At 73.4% G+C, this 4,642-nt stretch carries 1 protein-coding gene; it reads left to right on the top strand.

Going from position 1 to position 4,642, the window contains the following annotated elements:
• Positions 1–4,642 (top strand): type I polyketide synthase (locus tag AC07CM_RS50355; RefSeq protein ID WP_478883279.1); only part of this gene is annotated, 4,642 nt, incomplete at both ends.

Genomic DNA, 4,642 nt, shown 5'->3' with positions numbered 1-4,642 from the left:
CCGGCTGCGGTCGGTGGAGTACTGGGTGCGGCATGTGCGGGAAGCTGTGCGGTTCCACGACGTCGTACAGGAGTTGGGCGCCTCGGGCGTCGGCCAGGTGGTGGAGCTCGGTCCGGACGGTGTGCTGACCGGCCTGGTGCGGGAGGCGCTGCCGGAGGTCACCGCTGTCGCGTCGGTACGGCGTGATCGTGCCGTTGTGAGCACGTTCGTGGATGCGCTGGCGCGAGTGCACGTGTCGGGGGCGGCGGTGGACTGGGCGCCGTTGTACGCCGGAGCGCGGGGCGGCGTCGAGTTGCCCACGTACGCCTTCCAGCGGCGCCGGCACTGGACCGCCACGCCCGACGCGAGCGGTGCGGTGACCCGGCTGGGGCTTCGGCGCGCCGGGCATCCCCTGCTCGGTGCCGCTGTCGAGCTGGCACAGGACGGGGGGATCGTCCTGACCGGCCGGCTCTCGGCCGTCACCCACGCCTGGCTCACCGACCACGCCATCCTCGGCCACGCCCTGGTGCCCGGAACCGCGTTCCTGGAACTCGTCGGTGCGGCGGCCGACCGGGCCGGAGGCGGCGACACCGCCGACCTCACCCTAGAAGCGCCGCTGCTGCTGCCGCCGGAGGCGGCCGTGCTCATCCAGGTGACCGTGGGCGCACCTGACGGCCAGGGCCACCGGCCCGTCGCCATCCACGCGCGGCCGGAGGACGGCAAGGACGGGGACAGCGGGGACGACACGGACACGGCGGAGTGGACCCGGCACGCCACCGGCACCCTCGCCGCCCCGCGGGACAGGTCCCCCCACGAGGCCCAGGACGGGGCTCGCGACCTGCACGGGCCGTGGACGTCTGTCGACGGCACCTATGAACAGCTCTCCGCGCACGGCTACCAGTACGGCCCCGCCTTCCAGGGCCTGCGTGCCGTGCGCGGCGCCGACGGCGTCATCGAGGCCGAGGTCGCCCTGCCGGAGGAACTCCGAGGCGACGCCGGTGACTACGGCATCCACCCGGCCCTGCTCGACGCCGCGCTGCATCCGCTCGTCGAGTCCCTCGCCGAGGACGCAGCGCCCGGGCACATCGCCCTCCCCTTCACCTTCACCGGCGTGCGGCTGCATGCCTCGGGTGCGGCGACGCTGCGGGTCCGCTGGACGCGGGAGAGCGACGGATGGCGGCTGTACGCCTCCGACCCGGCGGGGGCGGCCGTGCTGACCCTGGACGCCGCCGCGCTGCGGGAGGTGCCGCGGGAGCAGATCGAGCGGCTTGGGTCCGCCAGAACGGGGAACGCCGCCTCCGGTGGGCTGTATCCGGTCGTATGGCGCTCGCTGACCGAAACCGTCGGGGACCGTTCTCTGGCCGGGTCCCTCGCGGACGCGGATCGCCGCTGGGTCCGTTTTCCCGGCGACGACCTGGCCGCTGTGGCCCCCGGTGACGGGGAGGCCGTGGTGGTGGACCTCGCGACGCCGGCCGGCGGCCCGCACGGCCCTGACGCCGTGCACGCCCTCGCCGCGCGCACGCTGCGGCTGGTGCACGGCTGGATCGCCGACGAGCGGTTCGGGCAGACGCGTCTCGTGCTCGTCACCCGGGGCGCGCAGGCGGCACGGGACGGGGACCCGGTGCCGGACCTCGCCGCCGCCGCAGCCTGGGGCCTGGTGCGCACCGCCCAGACCGAACACCCGGACCGCTTCGTCCTCGTCGACACGGCCGACGAGGACGTGCCCATCGCTGCCGTTCTGGCCTCCGGTGAACCACAACTCTCCGTACGCGAAGGAGCGTTGCTGGTTCCCCGTGTCGCCAGGAAAGCCGTACGGCCGGAGAGCGGCAGCGCCCAGGTCCGTCGTCTCGGCGAGCACGGCACCGTTCTGATCACCGGAGGTACCGGTGGCATCGGCACCCTCCTCGCCCGCCACCTCGCCAAACGGCACGGCGTGCGGGACCTGCTGCTCGTCAGCCGCCGCGGCGACACCGCCGACGGCGCGCGGGAACTGGCCAACGAACTCGCCGACCTGGGCGCCACAGTCCGCTTCGCGGCCTGCGACGGCGCCGACCGCGCGGCTCTGGCCGTCGTGCTGTCCGAGGCCACGCCGTCGGTCAGCGCGGTCTTCCACCTGGCCGGAACACTCGACGACGGTCTGATCGACGACCTCGACCCGGACCGCCTGGAAGCGGTGCTGCGTCCCAAGGCCGACTCGGCGCTCCATCTGCACGAGCTGAGCCTCGAACTCGGGCTGGACCTGAACGCGTTCGTCCTGTTTTCCTCCGTCTCCGGCATCGTGGGAACTTCGGGCCAGGCCAACTACGCAGCCGCCAACGCCCTCCTCGACGCCCTGGCCCTGCACCGCCGGGCCCGGGACCTCCCCGCCACCTCCGTGGCCTGGGGCCTGTGGGAGCAGGACGCCGGCATGGCCGGCACACTCGGCACCACCGCACGAGCGCGCTGGACGCGCAGCGGCCTCACCCCCCTCGCCGCCGAACAGGCCCTGGCCCTGCTCGACGAAGCCCTCGCCGCACCACACCCGCTCCACGTCGCCACGGGCCTGGACCAGAGGGCACTCGGCGAACGCGCGGCCCACCACGAACTCCCCGCCGTACTACGGGAGGTGGCACCACACGTCAGGCGGCAGGCCGCGACTTCCACGGCTCGCGCCGACACCACCTGGTCCACGCGGACGGCGGCGCTCGCCCCGGCCGAACGCGAGCGCGCCGCGCTCGATCTGGTCCGCGGTGTCGTCGCGGAGGTGCTCGGACACGCGGCCGCGGACGTGGTCGCGGCCGAGCGCTCCTTCAAGGACCTCGGCTTCGACTCACTCACCGGCGTGGAGCTGCGCAACCGGCTCGCTTCGGCCACCGGGCTGCGGCTGCCCGCCACCGTCGTCTTCGACCACCCCACCCCCGCGACGCTGGCGGCGCGGCTCCTCGACCGGCTGGGCGCGGGAACGGCCGAGTCGGCGCCCACGCCCACGGCGACGACCGTAGCGGCCGACGAGCCGATCGCCATCGTGGGTATGGCGTGCCGTTACCCGGGCGGCGTCGCCTCTCCGGAGGATCTGTGGCGTCTGGTGGAGAGCGGCACGGACGCGGTCGGCCCGTTCCCGGCCGACCGCGGCTGGGACCTCGACGCGCTGTACCACCCCGACCCCGACCACCACGGCACGTCGTACGCCCGCGAGGGTGGATTCCTCTACGACGCCGCCGAGTTCGACGCTGAGTTCTTCGGGCTGAGTCCGCGGGAGGCGGCGGCGATGGATCCGCAGCAGCGGCTGCTGCTGGAGACGGCGTGGGAGGCGTTTGAGCGGGCGGGCGTCGACCCCGTCGGGTTGCGCGGCACCCGAACCGGCGTCTTCGCGGGCGCCATGTACGACGACTACGGCACCCGCTTCCCGCAGGCCCCCGACGGCTACGAGGGCTATCTGCTCACCGGCTCCACGAGCAGCGTCGTCTCCGGTCGCATCGCGTACACCTTCGGTTTGGAGGGGCCGGCGGTGACGGTGGACACGGCGTGCTCGTCGTCGCTGGTGGCGCTGCATCTGGCCGCGCAGGCGCTGCGCACCGGTGAGTGCGATCTCGCGCTCGCGGGCGGCGCCACCATCATGGCCCGGCCCAACACCTTCGTCGAGTTCAGCCGTCAGCGAGGACTGTCCGCCGATGGCCGGTGCAAGGCGTTCTCGGCGGACGCGGACGGCACGGGGTGGAGTGAGGGTGTGGGGCTGCTGCTGGTGGAGCGGTTGTCGGATGCGCGGCGTAATGGGCATCGGGTGTTGGCGGTGTTGCGGGGTTCGGCGGTGAATCAGGACGGGGCGAGTAATGGGCTGACGGCGCCGAACGGGCCGTCGCAGGAGCGGGTGATTCGGCAGGCGCTGGCGGCGGCGGGGCTCACGCCGGCTGATGTGGATGCGGTGGAGGCGCATGGGACGGGGACGCGGCTGGGTGACCCGATCGAGGCGCAGGCCTTGCTCGCGACGTACGGGCAGGACCGTGCAACGCCGTTGTGGTTGGGGTCGTTGAAGTCGAACATCGGGCACAGCCAGGCCGCCGCTGGCGTTGGTGGCGTTATCAAGATGGTGCAGGCGATCCGGCACGGAGTCCTGCCCCGCACCCTGCACGCCGACACCCCGTCACCGCTCGTCGACTGGTCGTCGGGCGGGGTGGCGTTGCTGGCGGAGCCGGTTGAGTGGCCTGAGGTGGGCCGGGTGCGGCGTGCGGGGGTGTCGTCGTTCGGGATCAGCGGGACGAACGCCCACGTGATCCTGGAGCAGGCGTCCGCCGAGCCCGAGTTGGAGGCCGAGCCGAAGCCGGCCGACGAGAGTGGCTTGCCGGTGGTCTGGCCGCTGTCGGCGCGCAGCCCCGAGGCGCTGCGGGCACAGGCCCGAGCCGTCGCCGCGTTCGCCGGGACACAGGTAGACGCATCAGCCCGGGTGATCGGCGACGCCTTGGTCACCACCCGTTCCGCTCTGCCGTATCGAGCGATCGCCCGAGCCGCTGACCGCGACGAACTGGTCGACACCCTGCAGGCGTTGGCCATCGGAGCGGCGCATCCCGCCCTCGTCGAAGGCGAGGCGTCCTCCGGTGGTACGGCGTTCGTGTTCACGGGGCAGGGGAGTCAGTGGCCGGGGATGGGGCGTGAGCTGTATGAGGCGTTCCCGGTGTTTGGGGAGGCG

This window comes from Streptomyces sp. NPDC044061 (assembly GCF_056434305.1).
This window is presented reverse-complemented; position numbering and strand designations above follow the sequence as displayed.